The 22,016-nt window shown below is 72.3% G+C and carries 15 protein-coding genes and 2 pseudogenes; 9 read left to right on the top strand and 8 right to left on the bottom strand.

All coding sequences use genetic code 11. The features are described from left to right. Window positions 1-21: 21 nt before the first annotated feature. Window positions 22-1,776, top strand: a complete 1,755-nt coding sequence (gene sdhA / locus ACIQNG_RS02140) for a succinate dehydrogenase flavoprotein subunit (protein WP_401482268.1) — start codon at window positions 22-24, stop codon at window positions 1,774-1,776. Further along, a complete protein-coding gene (locus ACIQNG_RS02135; RefSeq protein ID WP_401437441.1) occupies window positions 1,776-2,537 on the top strand; it encodes a succinate dehydrogenase iron-sulfur subunit in 762 nt (253 codons plus the stop codon). Before sdhA ends, ACIQNG_RS02135 begins: the two co-directional genes overlap by 1 nt. A 162-nt stretch (window positions 2,538-2,699) precedes the next feature. Here the strand turns inward: ACIQNG_RS02135 and ACIQNG_RS02130 are convergent. Together ACIQNG_RS02130 and ACIQNG_RS02125 are read right to left on the bottom strand one after the other, a co-directional pair. After that, window positions 2,700-4,411, bottom strand: a pseudogene (locus tag ACIQNG_RS02130) (DUF4132 domain-containing protein); the annotation flags it as partial. 1,016 nt (window positions 4,412-5,427) lie between these two features. Next, window positions 5,428-5,820, bottom strand: a complete 393-nt coding sequence (locus ACIQNG_RS02125) for a hypothetical protein (RefSeq protein WP_401482267.1) — start codon at window positions 5,818-5,820, stop codon at window positions 5,428-5,430. 68 nt (window positions 5,821-5,888) lie between these two features. Between ACIQNG_RS02125 and ACIQNG_RS02120 the strand changes: the two are divergent. The 4 genes and pseudogenes from ACIQNG_RS02120 to ACIQNG_RS02105 all read left to right on the top strand — a co-directional run. Next, window positions 5,889-6,290, top strand: a pseudogene (locus ACIQNG_RS02120) (VOC family protein); the annotation flags it as partial. 170 nt (window positions 6,291-6,460) lie between these two features. Then, window positions 6,461-7,864, top strand: coding sequence for an SWIM zinc finger family protein (locus ACIQNG_RS02115; protein WP_401482266.1), 1,404 nt, complete (start codon window positions 6,461-6,463; stop codon window positions 7,862-7,864). Continuing rightward, entirely contained in the window at window positions 7,861-10,611 is a 2,751-nt protein-coding gene (locus ACIQNG_RS02110) for a DUF6493 family protein (RefSeq protein WP_401482265.1), read from the top strand. The genes ACIQNG_RS02115 and ACIQNG_RS02110 overlap by 4 nt, the downstream gene beginning before the upstream one ends. A gap of 73 nt (window positions 10,612-10,684) precedes the next feature. Next, on the top strand, window positions 10,685-11,407 hold the full coding sequence (locus tag ACIQNG_RS02105; RefSeq protein ID WP_401437453.1) for a TetR/AcrR family transcriptional regulator: 723 nt from the start codon (window positions 10,685-10,687) through the stop codon (window positions 11,405-11,407). Here the strand turns inward: ACIQNG_RS02105 and ACIQNG_RS02100 are convergent. Continuing rightward, window positions 11,370-13,727, bottom strand: a complete 2,358-nt coding sequence (locus ACIQNG_RS02100) for an MMPL family transporter (protein WP_401482264.1) — start codon at window positions 13,725-13,727, stop codon at window positions 11,370-11,372. The genes ACIQNG_RS02105 and ACIQNG_RS02100 overlap by 38 nt on opposite strands. 157 nt (window positions 13,728-13,884) lie before the next feature. Here ACIQNG_RS02100 and ACIQNG_RS02095 point away from each other — a divergent pair, with 157 nt between their 5' ends. After that, window positions 13,885-14,571, top strand: a complete 687-nt coding sequence (locus ACIQNG_RS02095) for a response regulator transcription factor (RefSeq protein WP_401437457.1) — start codon at window positions 13,885-13,887, stop codon at window positions 14,569-14,571. A gap of 220 nt (window positions 14,572-14,791) precedes the next feature. On the opposite strand, the gene ACIQNG_RS02090 is transcribed toward ACIQNG_RS02095, so the two are convergent. Next, complete coding sequence (locus ACIQNG_RS02090) at window positions 14,792-15,253, bottom strand: hypothetical protein (protein WP_401482263.1); 462 nt, start codon at window positions 15,251-15,253, stop codon at window positions 14,792-14,794. Between the two features lie 3 nt (window positions 15,254-15,256). Between ACIQNG_RS02090 and ACIQNG_RS02085 the strand changes: the two genes are divergently transcribed. Continuing rightward, entirely contained in the window at window positions 15,257-15,643 is a 387-nt protein-coding gene (locus ACIQNG_RS02085; RefSeq protein WP_401482262.1) for a sensor histidine kinase, read from the top strand. 190 nt (window positions 15,644-15,833) lie between these two features. Here the strand turns inward: ACIQNG_RS02085 and ACIQNG_RS02080 are convergent, their stop codons facing one another. The 3 genes from ACIQNG_RS02080 to ACIQNG_RS02070 all read right to left on the bottom strand — a co-directional run bounded on the left by ACIQNG_RS02080 (window position 15,834) and on the right by ACIQNG_RS02070 (window position 19,501). Beyond that, window positions 15,834-17,360 carry an ABC transporter substrate-binding protein gene (locus ACIQNG_RS02080; RefSeq protein WP_401482261.1) on the bottom strand — a complete coding sequence of 509 codons (1,527 nt, stop codon included), beginning with the start codon at window positions 17,358-17,360 and terminating at the stop codon, window positions 15,834-15,836. Between the two features lie 389 nt (window positions 17,361-17,749). Continuing rightward, a complete protein-coding gene (locus tag ACIQNG_RS02075; protein ID WP_401482511.1) occupies window positions 17,750-19,153 on the bottom strand; it encodes a metallophosphoesterase in 1,404 nt (467 codons plus the stop codon). Between the two features lie 108 nt (window positions 19,154-19,261). Next, window positions 19,262-19,501 carry an SCO4848 family membrane protein gene (locus ACIQNG_RS02070; protein ID WP_401437461.1) on the bottom strand — a complete coding sequence of 80 codons (240 nt, stop codon included), beginning with the start codon at window positions 19,499-19,501 and terminating at the stop codon, window positions 19,262-19,264. Between the two features lie 145 nt (window positions 19,502-19,646). Between ACIQNG_RS02070 and ACIQNG_RS02065 the strand changes: the two genes are divergently transcribed. Then, complete coding sequence (locus ACIQNG_RS02065) at window positions 19,647-20,882, top strand: D-alanyl-D-alanine carboxypeptidase family protein (RefSeq protein ID WP_401482510.1); 1,236 nt, start codon at window positions 19,647-19,649, stop codon at window positions 20,880-20,882. Between the two features lie 72 nt (window positions 20,883-20,954). Here ACIQNG_RS02065 and ACIQNG_RS02060 read toward each other — a convergent pair whose 3' ends face one another. Beyond that, complete coding sequence (locus ACIQNG_RS02060) at window positions 20,955-21,986, bottom strand: YihY/virulence factor BrkB family protein (RefSeq protein ID WP_401482260.1); 1,032 nt, start codon at window positions 21,984-21,986, stop codon at window positions 20,955-20,957. Window positions 21,987-22,016: the final 30 nt, after the last annotated feature.

The raw sequence follows: 22,016 nt of genomic DNA, 5'->3' as shown, positions 1-22,016 counted from the left end.
CACGGGGCTGAGGTATTCCTGATGAAGATCCACAAGTACGACACCGTCATCGTCGGCGCCGGTGGCGCGGGCATGCGCGCGGCCATCGAGTCGACGAAGCGCAGCCGCACCGCCGTGCTGACCAAGCTCTACCCCACCCGCTCCCACACCGGCGCGGCACAGGGCGGCATGGCCGCCGCGCTCGCCAATGTGGAGGAGGACAACTGGGAGTGGCACACCTTCGACACGGTCAAGGGCGGTGACTACCTGGTCGACCAGGACGCCGCCGAGATCCTGGCGAAGGAGGCCATCGACTCGGTCCTCGACCTGGAGAAGATGGGCCTGCCGTTCAACCGCACCCCGAACGGCACCATCGACCAGCGCCGCTTCGGCGGGCACAGCCGCAACCACGGCGAGGCCCCGGTCCGGCGCTCCTGCTACGCCGCCGACCGCACCGGCCACATGATCCTCCAGACGCTGTACCAGAACTGCGTCAAGGAGGGCGTGGAGTTCTTCAACGAGTTCTACGTCCTGGACCAGCTGATCACCGAGGTCGACGGCGTCAAGCGGTCGGCCGGTGTCGTGGCGTACGAGCTGGCGACCGGCGAGATCCATGTCTTCCAGGCGAAGGCCGTGATCTACGCCTCCGGCGGCTGCGGCAAGTTCTTCAAGGTGACGTCGAACGCCCACACCCTGACCGGCGACGGCCAGGCGGCCGTGTACCGGCGCGGGCTGCCGCTGGAGGACATGGAGTTCTTCCAGTTCCACCCGACCGGCATCTGGCGGATGGGCATCCTGCTCACGGAGGGCGCCCGCGGTGAGGGCGGCATCCTGCGCAACAAGGACGGCGAGCGCTTCATGGAGAAGTACGCGCCGGTCATGAAGGACCTGGCCTCCCGTGATGTCGTGTCCCGCTCCATCTACACGGAGATCCGGGAGGGCCGCGGCTGCGGTCCCGAGGGCGACCACGTCTATCTGGACCTCACCCACCTGCCGCCGGAGCAGCTCGACGCCAAGCTCCCGGACATCACCGAGTTCGCGCGGACCTACCTCGGTATCGAGCCGTACACGGACCCGATCCCGATCCAGCCGACCGCGCACTACGCGATGGGCGGTATCCCGACCAACGTGGAGGGCGAGGTCCTCTCCGACAACACGACGGTCGTGCCGGGGCTGTACGCGGCCGGCGAGGTCGCCTGTGTCTCGGTGCACGGCGCCAACCGGCTGGGCACCAACTCGCTGCTCGACATCAACGTCTTCGGTCGCCGGGCCGGTATCGCCGCCGCGGAGTACAGCCAGAAGGCCGACTTCGTGGAGCTTCCGGAGAACCCGGAGTCCGTCGTGATCGAGCAGATCGAGCGGCTGCGCACCTCCACCGGCAGCGAGCGCGTGGCGGAACTCCGCCGTGAGCTGCAGGAGACCATGGACGCCAACGTCATGGTGTTCCGTACCGAGCAAACCATCAAGACGGCGGTCGAGAAGATCGCGGAGCTGCGCGAGCGGTACCGGAACGTCTCGATCCAGGACAAGGGCAAGCGGTTCAACACGGATCTGCTGGAGGCCGTCGAGCTGGGCAACCTGCTCGATCTGGCCGAGGTCATGGCGATCTCCGCGCTGGCCCGCAAGGAGTCCCGCGGCGGTCACTACCGCGAGGACTACCCGAACCGCGACGACATCAACTTCATGCGCCACACCATGGCGTACCGCGAGGTGGGCGCCGACGGCACCGAGTCCGTCCGTCTCGACTACAAGCCGGTCGTCCAGACCCGCTACCAGCCGATGGAGCGTAAGTACTGATGGCAACCCCCGTTCTGGACAAGGTGGAGGCGGAGGCCGCGGAGTCTCCGTACATCACGGTCACCTTCCGTGTGCGCCGCTTCAACCCCGAGGTCTCGGCCGAGGCGACCTGGGAAGACTTCCAGCTGGAGATCGACCCCAAGGAGCGGGTCCTCGACGGTCTGCACAAGATCAAGTGGGACATCGACGGCACGCTGACCTTCCGGCGTTCCTGCGCGCACGGCATCTGCGGTTCCGACGCCATGCGGATCAACGGCAAGAACCGGCTGGCGTGCAAGACGCTGATCAAGGACCTCAACCCGGAGAAGCCCATCACGGTCGAGCCCATCAAGGGGCTCACGGTCCAGAAGGACCTGATCGTGGACATGGAGCCGTTCTTCCAGGCGTACCGGGACGTGATGCCGTTCCTGATCACCAAGGACACCAATGAGCCGACGCGCGAGCGGCTCCAGTCCGCGGCGGACCGCGAGCGGTTCGACGACACGACCAAGTGCATCCTGTGCGCGGCCTGCACCTCGTCGTGCCCGGTGTTCTGGAACGACGGCCAGTACTTCGGTCCGGCCGCCATCGTCAACGCCCACCGCTTCATCTTCGACTCGCGTGACGAGGCCGGTGAGCAGCGGCTGGAGATCCTCAACGACCGTGACGGTGTGTGGCGCTGCCGCACGACCTTCAACTGCACGGACGCCTGCCCGCGTGGCATCGAGGTCACGAAGGCGATCGCCGAGGTGAAGAAGGCACTGATCACCCGCCGGTTCTGAGTGTCGGTACTGGTTCTGGTCCCGCTGCCGGTTCGGGCCGCGTGACCGGTTCTGGTCTCGGCACCGGTTCTGGTCCCGCCACCCTTCACGTCGAGGTCCCCGCTTTCCTGGTTGTCCGGGAGGGTGGGGACCTCGGCGTTCGTGGCCCGGGGGCGCCCTGGGTCAGAGCTGGCTCAGGATCGTCGGGTCGGTGATCTTCGTGTCGGCGGCCAGCATCGTCGCCTTGCTGAGGACGACCGCGAGCATCCGGTCGCCCTCGTAGGGCAGATAGTCGGCCGACCGGCCACCGGCACCGGAGACGCCGGACGCGCCTGACGCACCCGACGCGCTCGATTTGGGGACGATGCACACGTATTGGTCGTTGGGCGATCTCAGGATGTTCCCCGAGCCGAGGTGGATCTTGTACGTGTGGCGCTCGCCCTTGACGTGCAGGAAGCGGCCCTCCAGATGGCAGCGGTCGGCTATCGCCAGGCGGGGTATCAGGCGTTCGAGCAGCGCGCGGCGGGTCTGCGCGGTCTGGTTCAGCTCACCGAAGCCGTACGACGTCCAGTAGTCGCGGTAGCGGCCCTCGGGTCCGCCGTCCTGCCAGGTCGGGTCGTTGCCGACGCTGGCGACGCCGACGAACAGGTCGACGTCCCGCAGGACTTCGGACAGGACCAGGGGGTCGACCTCCGTGAGGGGGAGGGACTCGACGGGGTCGGCGCCGTCGCGCAGCCACATGCGGTACTCGCCGCCGCAGCAGTGCGCCCAGTTCTCCGGGGCGTCGATCGGGTAGAAGCGGACCTGGTCGGTGCGCAGCCGCAGGAAGCTGCCGGAGTCGGTGGTGTCGACGCCGTACTCCGTGCCGTCGCCGGCGATCCAGTACTCGGCGCGCAGGCCCCACTGGGGCAGGTCGCGGGTGGCGGGCGGGGCCTCGTCGTCCACGCAGAGCCGCAGCCTGTTGTTCCAGCCGCGGACCGCCGCGAGGGAGTGGAACTGGTGCTGCCGCAGGACGTGCGCGGCGAAGCGGTTGGAGTAGGTGCCGGTGGCGCGCTCGGCGTCGGTGAGGAGATAGACCTCCCGGTGGGCCTGCTTGAACGGCTGGGTGACGGCGTGGCGCTCCAGCCAGTCCCGCCACGCGACGATCTCGGCCGGCTCATGGCCGACGGGGTGCAGATCGTCACCTCGGCGCCCTCCGCGCCCTCCGCGCCCTCCGCGCCTTCGGTGGCCGATGAGGCGGTGACCGGGGTGTCGGTGAGGGTGCGCAGGTGGCCGTCCGCGTAGCCGACGACGGTGCCGTCGACCGTCCAGAGCAGGCGCCGGGCCAGGGTGCCGACCAGCGGGTGGTCGAGGTACCGCTCGCGCCAGACGGCGTAGGGCCAGGTGCGGCGGGCGAGGAACTGGCGGTCGAGCCGCTCGCTCTGCGCCGAGAGCATCTTGTCGATGTCCTTGACGGCCGCCTTCAGTTCCTTCAGCTCGTCGGGGTGGTCGCGCCTGACCGCCGCCGGAATGCCCTTGACGGTCTTGCCGGAGGCGTTGCGCCAGGTCAGCACGGCCTTGCCGCCCCGCACCTCCAGCAGGGCGGTGGTGTCTCCCAGGAGGTGCTCGGCGCGGCCGACCTCGGTCAGCCCGTAAGCCGGGACGGCGAGTTCCTCGATCTCCTCGCGGCTGAGGCCGAGCGCCCGGGCGCGGGCGTCCAGGGCTGCGTCGATCAGCTTGAGCGTGCCCTTGTAGGTGACGCGGGTGGCGAGCCGGGCCAGTTCGGCGAGGCCCGCCTCGTGCTCGATACGGGCGAGGGCGTTGACGGCGGCGTTGGCGACCTTGGGATTGACGGGGCCGAGGCCGGGGACGCGCCGGAGGCTGGTCTCGGTGAGACGGGCGAGGGCACGGGCGGTGGCCGCGTCGGAGACGGGAATCGCCCCGGCGTCGGCCGCCCGGGGGACGGTAGGCGCATCGGCACCGGCAGCCCCGGAGACAGGAGCCGTCCCGGAGACAGGAGCCGTCCCGGAGACGGGAGCGCCCCCGGAGACAGGAGCGACCCCGGGAACGGGAGCGACCCCGGAGACAGGAGCGCCGTCCGGCAGGAGCGGCAGCAGCCAGACCAGGCCCCGTAGTGCGTTGGCGTTGAAGGCGTCGAAGGTGTTGTTGGCGTCGGTGGCGTACATGGACGTGAGCAGGGGGACCGTGCGCGGGCGGCCGACCAGGGCGAGCCAGCGCAGGATCCGGGGGCGCGGGTCGTCCGGGGCGACGGCGTCGATCAGGGCGCGGGCCGTCCGTTCCCACGTGGCGCTCGGGCGGGCGGACGCCGCGGTGGTGGCGTGGGCGACCAGGTTCCGCCAGTTCTCCCCGAGGCCGGCCAACTCCTCCAGGGCGAGGTCCGTCCACTCCTCGCCCGGGTTCAGCACGGGCGCGGTCGGGGCGATGCGGTCGATCAGGGCGTCCAGTTCCTTCTCCGCTCCCCAGGCCATCAGACGTGAGCGCCTCAGCATGGCGACGAACAACCCCGGCAATTCCCGGCCCTCCGTCAGTTCCCGCTCGGCGAGCCGGATCAGGTGCACGGCGTCGTACTGCAACTCCTGCTCGGCGGCGAGTGCCATCAGCGCCTCGCGGGTCTCGGGCGACTGGCCGTCCACCAGATGGGCCTCTCTGAAGCGGGCGAAGAGGCACACGATGTGCCGTCGGTCGGCGGAACCCGGCGCTGATTCCTGGTAGCGGGCGGCGAGCAGCCGTACGAGTTCGGTCAGGAAGGGGCCGCGGGCGTCGTGCAGGGCGACGATGACGTGGTGGGCGTCCGCGACCCAGTGGTCCTGGACCACCTCGGCCAGGACGAGCAGTTCGGGGACGAGCGCCTCGACGTCCCCGGCGGCGATCAGCTGGAGACTGCGGCGGCTCTCCTCGGTGAAGCGGGCCATCAGCCACCCACCAGCGCGACGAGTTTCAGGAAGGTGACCTCGGTGCCGAACGGCAGGTCGATCTCCTGGTCCAGCTCCGTCACCTGACGGTCCCCCACCAGGACCAGGAAGCCGTTGCCCGCGAACGCCCTGACGGCCAGCTCGCACTGGGCCTCGGGGTCTATTCGGCGGGAGGTGCGCAGCGCGTAGCCATTGACCACGCGCTCGGCGTCCGTGGGCCGCACGAGGCCCTGGAAGACCTGTGTCCCTCGCGCGTTGAACTCGGCCACCTCCTGGAACACCCTGCGCCGGATCAGCTCACGCACGGTGAGCCGCTCCTCGGCGATCTCCAGTTCCCAGGCCGTGGCACGGCTCCCCGATGTCGTCTCGTCGACGAACGTCACCATTCCCATGCCGACGACAGTAAGGGCGGCCACTGACAATCCCGCTCCGCGGCCGATCATCGGCCTACTCTGACGGTATGTCAGACAACCAGTCGTACGAGCTGCTCGGCTTCGACAACGTGGTGCTGCCCGTGGGGGACGTGGGTGCGGCGGTGGCGTTCTACGAGCGCGCCGGGTTCACGGTCGGGTTCCGGTTGGACGAGGCGGGCATCGCCCTGCTGAAGGTCGGTACCGAGGCGCCGGGGCTGCTGCTGCGGCACGAGGAGGGGGTGGGGTACCGGCCGCCGCCGTGGCCGTCACCCCGGGTGTGGCTGGAGGTGCCGGACGCGCGTGCCGTCACCGAACGGCTCACCTCGGCCGGGATCCCGCCGCTGGAGCCGCCGTTCGCGGTGGCCACGGGGTGGACGGTCGAGATCGGTGACCCGTGGGGCAATGTCATCGGCTTCACGGACTACTCGAAACGGCCGGAGCTGGGGCGGGGGGCGGGAGTGAAGAGGGTGACTGAGGAAACGGAGGCGACGGAGGAGACGGGGATGAAGGAGGTGACGGAGGTGACGGAGGTGACGGAGGTGACGGGGGCGGCGAGAGCCTGACCCCGGCCCAAGTCCCCAGACCCTCATTGTCAGTGGCAGCCCGTACCGTGCGGAGCATGACGTCGAACGTACTGGCGTATGCCTACGCCCAGCCGTCCGTCGTGCGGGCGTCCGCGCGGGGGCCGGTGCTCGGTCTGGAGACCTCCGGCGGTCTGACCCCCGCCGGTCCGGTGGCGCGACCGCGCTTCTACTCCGGGTTCCTGACCCGGCCGCAGGTCGCGGCGGCCGGGCTGCTCGCGGTGGCCGATGTCGCCGCCGCGCGCTACTACCGGCCGGAGCTGGCCAGGCTGCGGGATCCGGTGGTGACCGCGCAGGGCGACCGGCTGCGGTTCGAGTCGTTCTCCGGCTGCGGCGGGGTCTACGCCCGTCTGGACGTGCTCGGCGAGGGGCTGGACGGCGGCGAGATCCGGCACGGCACGACCAACGTGGACATCAACAACCCGCTGCGGGACGCGCTCACGCGGATCGGCGGGGACGACCCGATGCATCTGCGCGTCGGCCCGGAGGAGATGGCCGTCACCACGGTGGACGGGGCCGTCGTGGAGAAGAAGGTGCCCCTGCCAGAGCGGTGGCTCAGAGGGTTCGCCGAGACCCAGGTCAGCTCCGCCGGGTTCGATCTGCGGGCCGAACTGGACGCGGCCGAGACCGTGCGGTTCGTGCGAGGGCTGCCGCGTACCGCGCGGCCGGGATCGGGTCCGCAGTGGCTGGTCCCCGCCGGGCGCGGACTGCGGCCCACCAGCCGTCCGGTGCCCGGTGCCGTCTGCCTCCCGGGCCCCTGGCGGCTCGGCCCCCTGACCCGCGTCCTGCGCCACGCGACGGGGATGCGGCTGTACGGTCCACCGGTCGGCCCCGGCAGCCCGCCGCCGCCCGGCGCGTGGGAGGTCACCCTGCCGGGCATGCGGCTGACGCTGGTCCTCTCACCGGGCGTGGCGCGCGGATTCAGCGGTGAGGGCGGGGTCCTGGACGCCCTGGCGGGCGACGAGGCGGCCGGGGACGCGGAGCTGATCGCCGTCCTGCTCGCCTGGGAACCGCGGATCGACCCGGACGGACTGGCCCCCCAGTCGGGCCTCCCGCGCGAGCGGGTGCGTGCCGCCCTCACCCGGCTGGGCACCGCCGGACGCGTCGGCTACGACACCGCGGAGGCCGCGTACTTCCACCGTGAACTGCCCTACGACGCCCAGCGCGCCGAGCGCCACAACCCCCGGCTCGTCGCGGCCCGTGCCCTGGTCGGCGAGGGCGCCGTCGCCCTGCGCACCGGACCCGGCGCCTCCGATGGCCCCGTCGCCGCCGTCCGCTCCGGCGACCGCACCCACCTGGTCCGGCTCGCCCCGGACCTGCGGGCGCTGAGCTGCACCTGTGCCTGGTGGACCGACCACCATGGACAGCGCGGCCCCTGCAAGCACGCCCTCGCCACCCGTATCGCACACCTCCGCGACAGCGCCCCTCTGGAGCCCCGATGATCCGCAAGCCCGCGCGCTTCGCGAGCAAGGCCAAGCTGATGCGCTTCCGTCACGAGGCGGGCAAGGACCCCTCCGGCGCGCTGCTGAACGCGGTCGAGGCGGGCGCCATCAAGGAGATACCGGTCCTGCTGGCCGACCTGGACGACGCGGCGCGGCGGGCGCTGCTGCCCCGGCTCAAGGAGCTGCGGTCGCAGACCCCGCCGCGGCCGGACACCGCGCGCGCCGCCCATCTCGCCGGTGCCGCCTGCCACTCGGGGCCCGTCGCCTGCGCCGCCTGGCTCGCCCGCTCGCGTCGCTATCTCCAGGATCCCCATCTGCTGGTCTCCCTGCTGGCCGAGCGTCCGCCCGAGTTCCTGGCGACGGTGACCGAACGGCTGTCGACGCGTACGGACATGGGGGTGTGGGGTTTCATCCTGCTGCGCGCGCTGGCCGACGCGAGCGGCACCGAACTGCCCGTCACGGAGGCCACCGCCACCTGGTGGGAGGACGAGGCGTACGGCAAGCACTACAAGGTGTGCCGGCTGCGCACCCTCCGGCTCCGCCGGGGGCAGCCCCCTGCCCCGGAGCCCGATCCCGCGACGCCCTGCGGCGGGCTGCTCACCGTGCTGCGGGAGGATCCGCTGACGCCGCGCATGGTGCCGTTCGTGCTGGACGACGCGGCGCGGGCCGCCCAGTTGGCGTGGCAGCCCTGCCGTGACTCCGAGCATCCGGAGGACTCGTGGCACGGGGCGTTCGCCGTGCTCGCCGCCGAGGGTCTCCTGGACCGTACGTATCTGCTGACCAGTGCCGTCGCCGTGCTGCTGCGCGGCACGCATCCGCTGCCCGCCGTCCGGTTCTGTGTGGCGCTGCTGCGCGCGCTGGAGCCGACCGCCGAGGAGCGGGCCGCGCGTACGGGCGACTGGATCCGGCTGGCCGCCGACGCCCCGTCCCCCGCGGCCGGGTACGCGCAGGAGGTGCTGCGGGACCTGTGGGACACCGGCCGGCTCTCCCCCGCCCGGTGCGCGGAGGCGTCCCGCGCGGTGTTCTTCCGCACCGAGAAGAAGCTCGTACGGACGCAGTTGTCGTGGCTGGACGCGGCCATGAAGGGGCGGCCCGCCCATGTCCCGCTGCTGCTGCCCGCCCTCGGCGATGTCTTCGCCCACCCGGACACGGGGCTCCAGCAGCGCGCCCTGCGGCTGGCCGGACGCCATCTGGCGCACGCCGACCGGGCCGCGCGCGAGGAACTGCTCACCGCCGCGCACCTGCTGGGCCCCGGGCTGCTCGCGACCGCCGCCGAGGTGTTCGACACGCCCGAGTTGGTCCCCGGCCCCGGTCCGGCGGGCGGGCACCGCGACAGCCTGCCCGAGCCCCGGACCGCACCGCGGATGCCGGAACCGCCGGAGAGCGCGGAGGAGTTCGTCGCCGAGTTCGCGGCCGTTCTCGCCGCCGATCTGCGGGGGCGGGCGCGCGCGGCGTCGTACGAATGGGCGCTGGACGGGCTGGTCCGGCTGGCCCACCGTGACCGTGCGCTGCTGGCGAAGGCGCTGGAGCCGGTGGCGCGGCGGCACAACGAGTGGGTGGGCCGCACCGAGTGGCTGCGGCACGGCGGGCGCGGGCTGCTCCTGGCGCTGGCCGCGGCGACAGGTTCCGTCGAGCCGTCCGACATCAGGAAGGCGCGCCGCGCGGCGGCCCACACCGATTGCCGTCACGCCCGTCTGGGCATTCCCTGGCGTCATCGGCTGACGGAGACCGCGCTGGCCCTGGCCGGCGGTGAGGTCCCGCCGCTGTTGCTGGCGACGCCCAGCCGCGAGTCCGGCGAACTGGACCCGGAGGAACTGCTGGACCGGCTCCGGGTGTACGCCGGGCGGGGTGCCGCGGCGGGCCCGGTCGATCTCGGCCTCGCCCTGCTGCGGCTGCGCCCGCCCGCCGACCCGGCGCCGCTCGTCGCCGGAGCCCGCGCGCTGGGCACCCCGGCGGGGGAACGGCTGGCGGAGTGGCTGGAGTCCCCTCGGGCGCCGCTGCCCGCGCCCGAGCGGACCCTCGTCGCGGTGACGGAGGAACGGAGGCGCCTTGAGCTGGAGCAGGCCGCTTCCCCGCGGCTCGCCAAGGCGCTCCCGGCGGTGTCCGCCCTGGCCGGCGGCTACCGGCGCTCGGGCCGCTGGTGCGGCTGTGTGTACGCCGGCGCCCGCTACTGGGTCTCGATGCTGCCCGGCGAACCGGACGCGGTGGCGCTGCATCTGATCCCGGTGCTCGCCGACTCCGCCGTCTGGACCGACCGCCCCGACACCGGTCTGCTCCTCACCCTCGCCGAGACCCCGGGACCGGCCGGACCGGCCCTGCATCTCGCCCTCGCCTACGGGCTGAGCGTCCGTCACGCCGACGACCGGCTCGCCGTGGTCGACGCGCTGCTCGCCCTGGCCGGCCGCGGCGCCCTCGACCCCGCGCTGCTGGGCGCCGAACTCGCCGGGCTGATGTCGCTCGGCGCGGTCAAGCCCACCCGGGTCGCCGACGCCCTCGGCACCCTGGCGAACGCGGGCGCCCCCGCCACCGCCTGGGCCGTGCTGGCCGCGCTGCTGCCGCCCCTGCTCACCGCCGGTGACCCGCCGCCGCGCGGCACCGGCGACCTGCTCGCCACGGCGGCCACCAGCGTCGAGACGAGCGGCGCGCGGGGCACCGAGCCCTGGCTGACCGACCTGGCCGCCCGCCGGGGCACCTCCCGCCTGCTGACCGAGACTCGGCGACTGCACCAGGCCCTGACGAGAACGTGACGCGAACCGAAGGGGACCGGGACCGCCGCTCGGTCCCGTCGGTCAGCGTGGCGGCGAACTAGGCTCTCGTGCCGTGCCCGCCACGAACGAGAATCCGCGACCCGGCCCCCGCGAGGGCGGCGCCACCAGCAAGTCCGAGCAGACCCGGGCACTGATCCTGGAGACGGCCATGCGGCTGTTCCAGGAGCGGGGGTACGACCGGACGACGATGCGGGCGATCGCGCAGGAGGCGGGGGTCTCCGTAGGGAACGCCTACTACTACTTCGACGGTAAGGAACATCTGGTCCAGGGCTTCTACGACCGGATCGCCGCCGAGCACCAGGTGGCGGTGCGCCGGGTGCTGGACCGGGAGACGGCGTTGGAGGCCCGGCTGGCGGGGGTGCTGACGGCCTGGCTGGACATCGCGACGCCCTACCACGATTTCGCCGTGCAGTTCTTCAAGAACGCCGCCGATCCGGACAGCCCGCTCAGCCCCTTCTCCCCGGAGAGCGAGCCCGCGCGCAGGGCGGCGATCAGTGTGCACCGGGAGGTGTTGGCGGGTTCCGACGCCAAGGTCGCCCCGGAACTCCGCGACACCCTCCCCGAGCTGATGTGGCTGGCACAGATGGGCCTGTGCCTCTACTGGATCTTCGACCGCACCCCCGGCCGCGAACGCAGCTACCGCCTGGCCGGCCGGGGCGCCCGCCTCACCGCCCGCGGTGTCTCCCTCTCCCGCTTCCGCGTCCTGCGCCCCCTGGTCCGCGAGGTCCACGAACTGTTCACGGACTTCCTGCCGGGCATGACGAAGCCGCAGTGATCACCGACGCCGACTCTCCCGCACCCGAGGCCGGCTCCCCTGTCTCCGACGCCGACTCTCCCGTCCCCGAGGCCGACTCTCCCGTCCCCGAAGGCGGCTCCCCCGTCCCCGACGCCGACTCCCCCGTCACCGGGGTTCCCGTCCCGGGGGTTCCCGTCCCCGGGGTTCCCGTCCCCGGGGTTCCCGTCGCCGGCCCCCGCGCCGCGGGCTCCTCGCTCGGCTCGACCGCCAGGTGCGGCAGGCGCTTGTCGAGGCCGGCCGGAAGCCACCAGTTGGCCTTGCCCAGCAGATGCATCGCCGCCGGGACCAGGGCCGTGCGCAGGACGAAGGCGTCCAGCGCGACCGCCGCCGCGAGGCCGACGCCCGCCATCGCGCCCTCCATGTCACCGCTGAGCACGAACGCGCCGAAGACGCAGATCATGATGAGCGCGGCGCAGTTGATGACCCGGCTCGTCTCGGCGAGCCCGACCCGCACCGCGCGCGCGTTGTCCTTCGTGTGGACCCACTCCTCGTGCATCCGGCTGACCAGGAAGACCTGGTAGTCCATGGAGAGCCCGAAGAGCAGGGACAGCATGATCACCGGAAGGAACGCGGCGATCGGCCCCTCCTTGCCGATGCCGAGCAGTTCGGTGCCCCAGCCCCACTGGAAGATCGCCACCAGCACCCCGAAGGACGCCGCCGCGGCGATCAGGTTCATGACCGCCGCGGTGAGCGGGACCACCAGCGAGCGGAACGCCACCATGAGCAGCAGGAAGCCCAGCGCGATGATCGTCGCGACGAATAGAGGCAGGCGTTCGCCGGTCACCGACGCGAAGTCCTTGAACACCGCCGTCACCCCGCCCACATGGGCCTCGACCCCCGCCCGCGGGACCACGTCGTCCCGCAGCCGGTCGATCAGCCGGTCCGTCTCCTCGGACTGCGGTGAGGTGGCCGGTACGACCTGGATGACCGTGATGCCGTTCACGGGCGGCGCCGCGGCGACCTGGGCCACGCCCTCCGTCTGCCGGATCCCGGTGATCAGGGACTCGGGCGCGACACCGTCCACGACCACCTGGAGGGGGCCGTTGAAGCCAGGGCCGAAGCCCTCGGCGAGCAGGTCGTACGCCTGCCGGGTGGTCGTGGTGTCCTGGTGGTTGCCCTGGTCGGTGGCGCCGAGCCGCAGCGAGAGCACCGGCAGCGCCAGGACCGCCATGACGGCCAGCGCCCCGGCCGCGATCGACCGCGGACGCCGCTGGACGTACGACGCCCAGCGCGCCGCGAGCCCGCTCGCCTCGGCCGGCTCGGGTCCCGCCGCCGCGAGCCGGGCGCGCTGGCGCCGGGACAGCACCCGCCGGCCGAGCAGCCCCAGCAGGGCGGGCAGCAGGGTGATCGCCGCGAGCACACTGAGCACCACGGTCAGCGAGGTCGCGACGACCACCCCGTTGAGGAAGGGCAGATTGGTCACCAGCATGCCCGCCAGCGCGACGCACACCGTGCCGCCCGCGAACAGCACCGCCCGGCCGGAGGTGTTGAGCGCGGTGGCGGCCGAGTCCTCGGGGTCCGCGCCGCGCAGAATGCCCCGCCGGTGCCGGGTGACGATGAACAGCGCGTAGTCGATGCCGACACCCAGGCCGATCAGCGAGCCCAGCAGCGGCCCCAGGTCGGGCATGTCCGTGACCTGGGAGAGCAGCATCGTGCCGAGCAGCCCGCTGCCGACACCCGCGATCGCCACGACGATCGGCAGCAGCATCGCGAACAGCGACCCGAACGCCACGAACAGCACGATCGCCGCGGCCACGATGCCGACCAGTTCGGCCGTACCGGTCGGCGGCTCCTGGATGTAGGCGATCGCCTGGCCGCCCAGCTCCACCTGCAAGCCGGCCCGTTCGGCGCCCTGGGCGGTGTCGATGACGTCCTCGATCAGCGCCTTGTCGATCTCGGCCGCCTGCCGGGCGAAGGTGACCTGGGCGTACGCGATCCGCCCGTCCTCACTGATCTGCGCCGCGCCCCGCGCCCCCGCGTAGGGCCCGGCGACCTCGCCGACCCCGTCCATGCGCGCGATCTCCGCCAGCGCCGGTTCGATCCGGGCGCGTACGTCCGCGTCCCGCACCGAACCCTCGTCGGTCCGCCACACCACCGAGTCCACGTCCCCGGCGCGCTCCGGGAACGCCTTCAGCATGAGGTCGTTGGCGGACGTGGAGTCCGTGTCCGGAAGGGTGAAGACATTCGCGTAGTCGGTGCCCACGGCCGAGGCCGTGAAGCCCAGGCCGACCAGCCCGCCCACCCATATCAGCAGGACCACCAGCCCATGCCGATAGCACCATCGTGCCCATGCCGCCACGATCACAGCTCCTTCGCTCCGTCGGTCCGTCCCCCGGGCTCCGCGCAACAGGATCGGCGGGCGGCCGGGGGCGGCGACATGATCCGGGGCGGACTCTCAAGGAACTCCAAGACGCCGGGCCGGTCCGTTGCCGGTGTTCCGGCTGATACTGAGGAGCATGTCGACGGCCCCTGGCACCGTGCTGATCGTGGAGGACGAGGAATCCATCGCGGACGTCCTCGCCATCGCGCTGCGTTTCCACGGCTTCGAGGTGATGACGGCGGGCACCGTCCGTGAGTCCCTCACGCTCGCCGAGCGGGTCCGCCCGGACGCCGCCCTGCTCGATGTGATGCTCCCGGACGGCGACGGACGCGCCCTCGGCCGTGCGCTGCGCGCCCGGCGCCCCGATCTCGCGCTGGTCTTCCTCACCGCGCGCGACTCCCCCGCCGAGATCGTCGGCGCCCTCGGCTTCGGCGACGACTACATCACCAAGCCGTTCAACATCGACGAGGTCGTCGCCCGGATCACCGCCGTGCTGCGCCGCACCCGCCCCGCCGACGTCCTCCCGCACCGCCCGCCGCTGCGCTACGCGGATCTGGAGCTGGACGAGACGACGTACTCGGTGCGCCGCTCGGGCCACCACGTCGAACTGACCCCGACGGAGTACGCGCTGCTGCGCTTCCTGGTCCGCAACGCCGGCCGGATCGTGACCAAGGAACAGCTCCTTCGGCATGTGTGGCAGTACGAGCACACGCCCGAGTCGACCGTCGTGGAGACCTACGTCAGCTATCTGCGCCGCAAGCTCGACGCGCTGGGCCCGCCGCTGATCACCACCCGGCGCGGCGTCGGGTACGGGCTGACATGACGGCCCCCGGGTCCCCGCCGGGGCGCACGGCCTCGCGGCTGCCGTTCCCGGCACGGGTGCGCGAGCTGTTCACCATGCGGCACCGTCACCGCCACGGGGACCGGGGGCGGGGGCGGGGTCGGCGCCGTTCGCTGCGGCTGAAGCTGACCGCGGCCAACGTCGTCCTGCTCGCGCTGGGCATCGTCGTGGCGACCTCCGTCAGCCTGATGACCGCGCACCACTATCTGCTGGACAAGGTCGACACCGAGCTGAACAACTCGCGCAGTTCGCTGACGACCGCCGGGTTCAGCCTGCGCCAGATCGAGTCGCTCAGCCAGGTCGGCATCGCCCTCGACAAGTTCGGCGGCACCCGCGAACGCCAGTCCCTCCCCGCGCCCACCTCGGTGTTCGTCGCCGTGGACCCGGCCGGCCGGCCCGTCGCCGTCGGCCCGCTCGACCCCACACCGCGCCAGCGTGCCATCGCCGCCGCCGTCAGCGACCCGTCCGCGCTCGCCGCCCACGGCTCCCCGCGGGACCTCACGGTCGACGGCGAGGGCCACCGCGTCATCGGCGCCCGGCTGGAGGACGGCACGGTCGTGCTGATCGCCATGTCGGTGGAGGCGCTCAACGAGGGCATGACCCGGGCCCTGAAGGTGGACCTCGGCATCGGCGTGCTGCTCATCGCCGTACTCGCCTGCGTCACGATGTGGTCGGTACGGCGGCACATGCGGCCCCTGGAGGACATGGTGGAGACCTCCACGGCCATCGCCGAGGGCGGGTGCTGGGCAATCTGCTGGCCAACGTACGGGTCCACACCCCCGCCGAGGTGCCGGTGCGGCTCGGTGTGGAGCGGGTGGACGGCGTGGTCCGGCTGTGCGTCGCCGACCGGGGGCCGGGGCTCGCCCCGGAGGACGCGGCCCGGGTCTTCGACCGCTTCTTCCGGGCGGGCGGGGGCGCGGGCAGCGGCCTGGGCATGGCGATCGTGCAGGGCGTGGTCCGGGCCCACGGCGGCGAGGTGACCGTACGGACGGCGCCGGGTGAGGGGATGGAGGTGACGGTGGCCCTGCCGGTACGGGTGGAGGCGGAAGGGTGACGGCGAGGGGTACGGGAGGCTGCGGCGAGGCGGTCCTCCCGCGAGGCGGGGCGGGGCGCTTCCGGCGGACCGGGGCCGGCCTCCTCCGGAGCGGGGGCGCTTCCGGCAGACCGGGGCGGGGCGCTTCCGGCGGACCGGGGCCGGCCTCCTCCGGAGCGGGGACGCTTCCGGCGGACCGGGCGGGGCGGGATCAGATCCAGTCCAGCCGCCACAGGCGGAACACCCCGGTCCCGTCCGTGAGGTCCTGCCCGCCGGCCACCGCCTCGTCGGCGACCACGTACTCCTTGCGCTGCCACAACGGGATCACCGGGACGTCCCGGGCCACCACGTCCTGGATGGCGCGGAAGTCGTCGTCGGCGGCGCCCCGGTCGGCGTACCGCTGCCCCTGCTCGATCAGCCGGTCGACGGTCTCGTTGCTGTATCCGGTGTTCATGGTGGATCCGGTGCCGATGAGCGGGGCGCCGAAGGTGTCCGGGTCGGGGTAGTCGGCGACCCAGCCGACGGCGTACGCGTCCAGTTCACCGGCGGCCCAGCGCTTCTGGAAGTCGGTCCACTCGTACCCCTTGACCGTCACGTCGAACAGCCCGTCGTCGGCCTCCAGTTGCCGTTTCAGCTCTGCGGCCTCGGCCTCGGCGGCGCCCCGGCCCTCGGCGTAGGCGAGCGTGAAGCGGACCGGGAGGGCGACCCCGGCCTCGGTGAGCAGCCGCCGGGCCCGCTCCGGGTCCTGGTCGGGGTACCGGTCGAAGAAGGCGGTGGTGTGACCGGTGATCCCGGCCGGGATCAGCGAGTACAGGGGGTCGACGGTGCCCTGGTACACATCGGCGGCCAGCCGGTCCCGGTCGACCAGCCAGGCGACGGCCTGCCGTACCCGGGCGTCGGACAGGGGGGCGTCGTCGCGGGTGTTGAGGTACAGATTGCGGGTCTCGGAGCTGTCCGCCTCGGTGACCCGCTGGTCGGGGTCGCTCGGGGAGAGCCCGGCGAGGGTGTCCGGGGGCAGCTGACGGGTGGCGACCTGGATCTTCCGCTCCTGGTAGGCGCGGTCGAGGGCGGCGGAGTCGGCGTAGTAGCGCAGTTCGACCGGTCGGCCCGAGCCGCCCACCGCGCCCCGGTAGTCGGTGTTCGGCCGCAGGACGGCGGACTCGCCCTTGGTGTACGAGGCGAGCAGGTACGGTCCGGTGCCGTCGGCGCCGGGTTCGGTGCGCAGGGCGTCCGCCGGGTAGGCGGTGCGGTCCACGATCGCGCCCGCGCCGGTGGCCAGCTTGTACGGGAGGGTCGCGTCCGGCGAGGAGAGGCGGAAGGTGACCGTGCGGTCCCGGGCCTCGACCGACTTCAGGGTGGTGAACAGCGAGGCCGGGCCGACCGGTGAGTCGATCTTCCGGAGCCGGTCGAGGGAGAACTTCACATCCTCGGCGGTCATCTCCCGGCCGTCCGGGAAGGTGAGCCCCTCGCGCAGTTCGCAGCGGTAGACACGCAGGTCGGTACCGGCGAAGTCACAGCTCTCGGCGGCGTCCGGCTCGGGGACGGTGGCGCCGGGCCCGAAGGTGAGCAGGGACTGGAAGACATTGCTGAACAACGCCCAGGACCCGGCGTCGTAGGCCCCCGCGGGGTCGAGCGAGGTGACGGCGTCGGTGGTGCCGACGGAGATCGTCCGGCCCTGGTCGCCGCCGTCCGGCACCAGTTGCCAGGCCGCCGCGCCGGCCGCGGCGAGCACCAGCACGCCCGCGAGGACCCGGACCCGTACGGAGCGCCCGCTCCCGCTCCCCCCGCTGTCCCCGCTGTCCCCTCTGCCGTTTGCTCCGCTGCTTGCTCTGCCGCTCTCTCCGCCGTTTGCTCTGCTGCTTGCCCTGCCGCTCTCGCCGCCGTTCCGTTCTGCGGCGCTCCGCCCTTCCGCCCGCTTCCGCCTGGACCACATCGGTGCAGACCGCATGAGCAGCCCCTCCCCTGACCCCGACCGGTCCCTCCCCAGAGACCGGCCGTCCGCCACCTCCCCTGGTGGCCCGGATCACCCAATCACGCGGGTCCCACCCGGGGAAGGGGCTTGGACCGAGCATGAGTGAATCTTGAACGGCCGGGGAGTTGAAGACCCTCTCCCGGGGTAAGGGCGCGTCACGCCTGGCGTGAGGCCAGCTCGATCACCGTGATGTCCGACTCGGCGCCGACCCGGGTCGGCGGCCCCCAGGCACCCGCGCCCCGGGTGACGTACAACTGTGTGTCGCCGTACCGCTCCAGGCCCTCCAGCGTCGGGTTGGCGGCTCCGGCGATGAGGTTGCCGGGCCAGAGCTGACCGCCGTGGGTGTGGCCGGAGAGCTGGAGGTCGACGCCGTGGTCGACCGCGTCATGGATCTGGACCGGCTGATGGGCCAGAAGCACGCTGGTACGGGACCGGTCGCGGTCGCCGAGGGCCTTGGCGAAGTCCGGCCCCTGGCCGTCGCTCTCCCCGGCGATGTCGTTGACCCCGGCGAGGTCGAAGTACGGCAGTTCCCTGCGGTCGTTCTCCAGCGGGACGAGTCCCAGCCGCCGTACCTCGTCCACCCACTGCTCGGCGCCGGAGAAGTACTCGTGGTTGCCGGTGACGAAGTAGGCGCCGTGCCGGGCGGTGAGCTGGGCGAGCGGTGCGGCGGCCGGGCCGAGGTCCTTGACGCTGCCGTCGACCAGGTCGCCGACGACCGCGATCAGATCGGGCTGGGTCGAGTTGATCGTGTCCACGACCTTCTGGGCGAAGCCCCGGCCCAGCACCGGCCCGAGGTGGATGTCGCTGACGACCGCGATCCGATAGCCGTGCGCCGCGCGCGGAAGCTTGGCGAGGGGGACGGTGACCCGTCTGACGGAGGGCCCGTTCAGCACCCCGTACGTGCCGTAGCCGACGGTTCCGACGGCCACGGCGGCGGCGGTGCCGGCGATCACCCGGGAGACGAAGAGACGGCGGGAGGGGGCGGCGACGAGGCGCTCGGCGGGGGCGTCGTCGTCCGGGGCGGTCACTCCACGGCCCGCGCCGTTCCCGTCGGTTCCGGCTCCGGCTCCGGTTCCGGTTCCGGCTCCGGATGACGACCCGCCGCCGGTCCCGGAGGCGGGTCCGGAGGCGGGTCCGGAGGCGGATCCGGAGGACGACGTGCCCTCGGTCGTGGTGGCGGGGGCGGTACCGCTCACGGCCGCCGTCGCGGCCCCGACCTCCTGCGTCCGCGGCTCCGTACCGGCCACGGGGGCGGCGCCGGTCACCGGGGCCACGGCCGGGCGGCGCCGTTCCAGCCGGCGGCGCAGCAGCGGTCGTACCACCTCACCGACCAGGACCGCGAGCAGCAGGTATATCGACAGGGCGAGCCAGAGGAAGCCCGGCCAGGCGAGGAGCTGCTGGACGACGAAGGGGGCGCCCGCGCGCTCGGAGACCATCGCGGCGACGGCCAGGACCCAGCCGCCCGCGATCAGGACGGCGCCACCGCGCCGCGCCCAGCCGGGGCCGCGCGTGGTGTCACGGAACAGACGGCGCCAGAGATACCAGTTCGCCGCCACCATGACGCCAACGACCGCGAGTACGACGACGAAGACCACGCTGCTGTGTCCCTTGGGTGATGAGGAGGTGGATGAAGCGTAGGCGAGGCGGGGCGGGTGGGGGGCGGTTCGCTATGACGTCCGACGCAGTGCGCGCACCCCACGCAACCCGATGACTCCGACGACCGTCCCCCATACGAAAGAGACGATCGCCAGCAGCAGGTGCACCCAGAAGTACGCCGTCGGCTGACCGTCGTCGAACGCGAGCCCGCTGCCGTCCTTGACGAGATTCCTGACGAAAGTGACCCAGATGACCCAGCTCCACATCCCGAAAGCGAGCAGGAACCAGGAGACGGGGCGGCTGAGTTTCATACGTTCAGTATCTCCGGGTCGTGTCCGGTTCCGTGCCCGGGGTGGAGACGCGGGTGGGACTTCCACAGGTCCCGCATGTACGTTCTCGGGCGTGTCCGATCCCCAGCAGACCATCAAGCGAACCTTGTTGATCACTTCTGCCGTCATGCTGACGTTTTCGCTGGCCGCGCCCGCCGCGTCCGCGGCGCCGGACCCCTCGAAGGACCCTTCGGGGACCCCGTCGGCGACACCCCCGGCGAACATGTCGAAGGTCGGCGGGGAGCGGCTGGGGCAGCCGGGCACCCAGGTCGCGCTCGCCCCCGGGGTCCCGGTGATCCCCAAGAAGGTCACCGCGCGCTCGTGGATCGTGGCCGACGCGGAGTCCGGCGAGGTGCTGGCCGCGCACAACGCGCACTGGCGGCTGGCCCCGGCGAGCACCCTGAAGATGCTGTTCGCGGACACCCTGCTGCCGAAGTTCCCCAAGGACATGAAGCACAAGGTCGCGCCCTCCGACCTGGCGAACGTCGGGATCGGCTCCAGCATGGTCGGGATCAAGGAGGACGAGTCCTACTCGGTCCAGGATCTGTGGCTGGGTGTCTTCCTGCGCTCCGGCAACGACGCGGTGCATGTGCTGTCGGCCATGAACGACGGGATCGACAAGACCGTCAAGGAGATGAACGAGCACGCCGAGGAACTCCAGGCGCTCGACACCCATGTGGTGAGCCCGGACGGCTACGACGCCCCGGGCCAGGTCTCCTCCGCGTACGACCTGACCCTGTTCGCCCGCTCGGGGCTCCAGAAGAAGGACTTCCGCGCGTACTCCTCCACGGCCACGGCGAAGTTCCCCGGCGAGACGAAGAAGAACAAGAAGGGCAAGACCACCCGCGGCTCCTTCGAAATCCAGAACACCAACCGCCTGCTGACCGGCGACTACGACATAACGCAGTACAAGGGCATCGCCGGCGTGAAGAACGGCAACACGACCAACGCGGGCGCCACCTTCACCGGCGTCGCCGAGCGGGACGGCCGGGTGCTGCTGGTCACGGTCATGAACCCGGAGAAGGACGGCCACAACGAGGTCTACAAGGAGACCGCGAGCCTGTTCGACTGGGGCTTCAAGGCGGCCGGCAAGGTGGAGCCGGTCGGTGAGCTGGTCGCCCCGCAGGGCGCCACGGACAACCGGCCCGGCGCCTCGGGCGCCCCGGCCGCGCCGGGTGAGGCCGGGGGCTCCGCCTCCGGCACCTCGGCGGACCCGGTCGCCGCGGGCACCGCGTCCGGCGGCTCGGGCGGGATGGGCGTCGCCCTCGCCATCACCGCGACGGTGCTGGCCCTGCTGGGCGCGGGGGCGTTCGTGATCAATCGGCGGTGGCCGCTGCCGGAGTTGGTACGGCGGCGGCGGTGAGCGGCGCGGTGCAGGCGGGGAGGTGCAGGCGGTGAGCGTGGGCGTCGGGCGGCAGCCCGCTTGAGAAGGGGCTCACCGCCGGTCGCCGGAGGCGGGGGAATCACCGGGTTCCCGGTCTGCCCCTGCCCCTGCCTCGGTCCCTGTCCCTGTCCCTGTCTCTGCCTTTGTCCCCGCCTCCGCCTCCGCCCTTGCCCCTGTCCCTGCCTCTCCTCCTGCATCCGCGTCCGCATCCGGGGCCGTGTCCCCGTCCCCGTCCCGGGAATCCCCCGTGGCCGTCCAAGCCGCGCAGTAAAGCACCAGCTTCGACGTGAAGTTGATCCACAGCAGCAGGGCGACGGGGACGCCGAACGCGCCGTACATGCTCTTCGCGGCGACGCCCTGGATGTAGCCGCTGAGCAGCAGCTTCAGCAGTTCGAAGCCGACGGCGCCGATCAGCGCGGCGACGATGAGCCGATGGCGGGGCGGGTGGACGCCGGGGAGCAGGGTGAGGACGTACAGCAGCACCAGGAAGTCCGCGAGGACGGCGACGGCGAACGCGGCGGTGCGCAGCAGCGCGCTGCCCCAGCCGCCCTCGGCGATCCCGAGCTGCCCGACGATCCAGTTGACCAGGGCGGACGCCACGGTCGAGGCGGCCAGGGTGAACAGCAGCGCGCCGCCGAGGCCGAACAGCACCCCCGTGTCCTTGGCCTTGCGCAGGAGCGGGTTCTCCTCGGAGTCCGGCAGCTCCCACACCGCGCGCAGACACTCCCGCATCGAGCCGACCCAGCCGATACCGGTCAGCAGCAGCGCGGCACCGGCGATGAGACCGACCGTCCCGGCGTTGTCGACCAGCCCGGCGATGTCGAGCTGACCGGAGATCCCCGGAACCTGTTCGGCGATCCGCCGCTCCAGCTCGGCCCGGCTGCTGTCGCTGAGCGTGGCGGCGGCCACCGCGGCGACCACCGTCAGCAGCGGGAAGAGCGCGACGAAGCTGATGAATGTCATCGCCGCGGCCAGCCGTGTCCACTTCACATGGTCCAGCCGCTCGTACGACAGCCAGACATGCGTGGTCATCAGCCGTGCCACGAGCGTCCCCACGACAGGGAGCTTTTTCAGCCAGTCCATGATCCGAACCTGCCCTCGTTCCTGGTGCCC

The organism is Streptomyces sp. NPDC091377 (assembly GCF_044757045.1).
Taxonomy (GTDB): domain Bacteria; phylum Actinomycetota; class Actinomycetes; order Streptomycetales; family Streptomycetaceae; genus Streptomyces.
Note: the sequence above shows the minus strand (reverse complement) of the source record. Positions and strands in the feature narration are given on the sequence as shown.

Excerpts from the sequence above, each read along its gene's own strand:
- sdhA (WP_401482268.1), top strand. The coding sequence starts at position 22 with ATGAAGATCCACAAGTACGACACCGTCATCGTCGGCGCCGGTGGCGCG.
- ACIQNG_RS02135 (WP_401437441.1), top strand. The coding sequence starts at position 1,776 with ATGGCAACCCCCGTTCTGGACAAGGTGGAGGCGGAGGCCGCGGAGTCT.
- ACIQNG_RS02125 (WP_401482267.1), bottom strand. The coding sequence starts at position 5,820 with ATGGGAATGGTGACGTTCGTCGACGAGACGACATCGGGGAGCCGTGCC.
- ACIQNG_RS02115 (WP_401482266.1), top strand. The coding sequence starts at position 6,461 with ATGACGTCGAACGTACTGGCGTATGCCTACGCCCAGCCGTCCGTCGTG.
- ACIQNG_RS02110 (WP_401482265.1), top strand. The coding sequence starts at position 7,861 with ATGATCCGCAAGCCCGCGCGCTTCGCGAGCAAGGCCAAGCTGATGCGC.
- ACIQNG_RS02095 (WP_401437457.1), top strand. The coding sequence starts at position 13,885 with ATGTCGACGGCCCCTGGCACCGTGCTGATCGTGGAGGACGAGGAATCC.
- ACIQNG_RS02075 (WP_401482511.1), bottom strand. The coding sequence starts at position 19,153 with ATGGTGGCGGCGAACTGGTATCTCTGGCGCCGTCTGTTCCGTGACACC.
- ACIQNG_RS02070 (WP_401437461.1), bottom strand. The coding sequence starts at position 19,501 with ATGAAACTCAGCCGCCCCGTCTCCTGGTTCCTGCTCGCTTTCGGGATG.
- ACIQNG_RS02065 (WP_401482510.1), top strand. The coding sequence starts at position 19,647 with ATGCTGACGTTTTCGCTGGCCGCGCCCGCCGCGTCCGCGGCGCCGGAC.
- ACIQNG_RS02060 (WP_401482260.1), bottom strand. The coding sequence starts at position 21,986 with ATGGACTGGCTGAAAAAGCTCCCTGTCGTGGGGACGCTCGTGGCACGG.